Origin of the sequence: Streptomyces sp. ActVer, from assembly GCF_027270795.1 — a bacterium.
GTDB lineage: Bacteria > Actinomycetota > Actinomycetes > Streptomycetales > Streptomycetaceae > Streptomyces > Streptomyces umbrinus_A.
Genome location: NZ_JAPWHT010000773.1, coordinates 1 through 2,553, shown reverse-complemented (window position 1 = coordinate 2,553; position 2,553 = coordinate 1). Strand labels below are relative to the sequence as shown.

The following is a 2,553-nucleotide window of genomic DNA, read 5'->3' as shown; positions in this document are numbered from 1 at the left end:
CCGCCGTACGAGCCGCGCGCGGAGCCCTGCCGGCCTGGGCCGCCACCCCGCCCGCCGAGCGCGCCGAACGGATCGCCGCACTCCGGGACGTCCTCGTCGCCCGCAAGGAGGAGATCGCCGAGACGGTGACCGCCGAACTCGGCTCACCGCTCAAGCTCTCGCAGGCCGTGCACGTCGGGGCGCCCATCGCGGTCGCCGGTTCGTACGCCGAGCTGGCCGCCTCGTACGCCTTCGAGGAGAAGGTCGGGAACTCGACCGTCCACCTGGAGCCGGTCGGTGTGGTCGGCGCGATCACCCCCTGGAACTACCCGCTGCACCAGATCGTCGCCAAGGTCGCCCCGGCGCTCGCGGCCGGCTGCACGGTCGTGCTGAAGCCCGCCGAGGACACCCCGCTGACCGCCCAGCTCTTCGCGGAGGCGGTCCACGAAGCGGGCCTTCCGGCCGGGGTCTTCAACCTTGTCACCGGCCGTGGCCCGGTCGCGGGCCAGGCACTCGCCGGGCACGAGGGTGTGGACCTGGTCTCCTTCACCGGCTCGACGGCCGTCGGCAGGCAGATCGGCGCGACGGCGGGCGCGGCCGTCAAGCGGGTCGCCCTGGAACTCGGCGGCAAGTCCGCCAACGTCATCCTGCCGAGCGCCGACCTCGCCAAGGCGGTCAACGTCGGCGTGGCCAACGTGATGTCCAACTCCGGCCAGACGTGCAGCGCCTGGACCCGAATGCTGGTCCACGACTCGCAGTACGACGAGGCGGTCGCGCTGGCGGTGGAGGCGGCGGCGAAGTACGGCGAGCGCATGGGTCCCGTCGTCAACGCCAAGCAGCAGCAGCGCGTGCGGAGTTACATCGAGAAGGGCGTCGCGGAGGGGGCGAGGCTGGTGGCCGGCGGCCCCGAAGCCCCGCGCGACCAGGGCTACTTCGTCAGCCCGACCGTCTTCGCGGACGTGACCCCCGAGATGACGATCGCCCAGGAGGAGATCTTCGGCCCGGTCCTCTCGATCCTCCGCTACGAGGACGAGGCCGACGCGCTGCGGATCGCCAACGGCACGGTGTACGGGCTGGCGGGGGCCGTGTGGGCCGGCGAGGTGACCGAGGCCGTGGCTTTCGCGCGACAACTCGACACCGGGCAGGTGGACATCAACGGCGGACGCTTCAACCCCCTTGCTCCCTTCGGCGGTTACAAGCAGTCGGGGGTCGGCCGGGAGCTGGGCTCGCACGGCCTGTCCGAGTACCTCCAGACCAAGTCCCTGCAGTTCTAGTCCCAGGAGGGGTGTACGACATGGCTCGTGCGACGCACACGGTTCGCGCCGCTGTTCTGCCCGCGGTCGGGGCTGCGCTGGAGATCACCGAGATCGAGCTGCCGGAGGTGCCGGGGCCCGGGCAGGTCAGGGTCCGGCTGGCCGCGGCCGGGGTCTGCCACTCCGACCTCTCCCTGTCCGACGGCACCATGCGGGTGCCGGTGCCCGCGGTGCTCGGCCACGAGGGGGCGGGGACCGTCGTCTCCGTCGGACCCGGGGTCACGCACGTTGCTGCCGGTGACGGGGTGGTCCTCAACTGGGCCCCCTCCTGCGGCAGTTGCCACGCCTGCTCGCTGGGCGAGGTGTGGCTGTGCGCCAACGCGCTGGTGGGCGCGGGGGAGGTGTACGCGCGGCGCTCCTCCGACGGGGCCGAGCTGTATCCCGGGCTGAACGTCGCCGCGTTCGCCGAGGAGACGGTGGTGGCGGGCGCCTGCGTGCTCCCCGCGCCGACCGGGATTCCGCTCACGGACGCGGCTCTGCTCGGCTGCGCCGTGCTCACCGGGTACGGGGCCGTCCACCACTCGGCGCGGGTACGGGCCGGGGAGACCGTGGCCGTGTTCGGGGTGGGCGGGGTCGGTCTCGCCGCGATCCAGGCCGCGCGGATCGCGGGTGCCTCGACGATCGTGGCGGTGGATGTGTCGCCGGAGAAGGAGTCGCTGGCGCGGGCGGCCGGGGCGACGGAGTACGTCGTCGCTTCCGACACCACCGCGCGGGAGATCCGGGGGCTCACGGGCAAGCAGGGGGTCGATGTGGCGGTGGAGTGTGTGGGCCGGGCCGTCACGATCCGTACGGCCTGGGAGTCCACCCGTCGGGGCGGCCGTACGACGGTCGTCGGCATCGGTGGCAAGGACCAGCAGGTCACCTTCAACGCCCTCGAACTCTTCCACTGGGGCCGTACGCTCTCCGGTTGCGTCTACGGCAACTCGGACCCGGCCCGTGACCTGCCGCTGCTTGCCGACCACGTCCGTGCGGGGCGCCTGGACCTGAGCTCCCTGGTGACCGAGCGGATCGCTTTGGAAGGCATCCCGTCGGCCTTCGAGAACATGCTGGCGGGGAAGGGGGGCCGGGCGGTGGTGGTCTTCTAGGCCGCCAGAGGCCTTTCCTCGCCCCGCCCATTCCTGTCCCCTGGGGCTCCGCCCCAGACCCCAGGGCGTGCGATTTCGGGTGCGGGCCCGGCTGTGGCTGGTCGCGCAGTTCCCCGCGCCCCTTTCAGGGGCGCGGGGAACTGCGCAATCTTTTGCGGGGGTTCGGGGGCGGAGCC

At 72.6% G+C, this 2,553-nt stretch carries 2 protein-coding genes; both read left to right on the top strand.

The features are described from left to right. The coding region (locus tag O3Q52_RS51860) for an aldehyde dehydrogenase family protein (RefSeq protein ID WP_269655363.1) at positions 1–1,253 on the top strand (1,253 nt) is incomplete at its 5' end. Between the two features lie 20 nt (positions 1,254–1,273). Beyond that, complete coding sequence (locus tag O3Q52_RS51855) at positions 1,274–2,377, top strand: Zn-dependent alcohol dehydrogenase (protein ID WP_269655362.1); 1,104 nt, start codon at positions 1,274–1,276, stop codon at positions 2,375–2,377. Positions 2,378–2,553: the final 176 nt, after the last annotated feature.

Excerpts from the sequence above, each read along its gene's own strand:
- O3Q52_RS51855 (WP_269655362.1), top strand. The coding sequence starts at position 1,274 with ATGGCTCGTGCGACGCACACGGTTCGCGCCGCTGTTCTGCCCGCGGTC.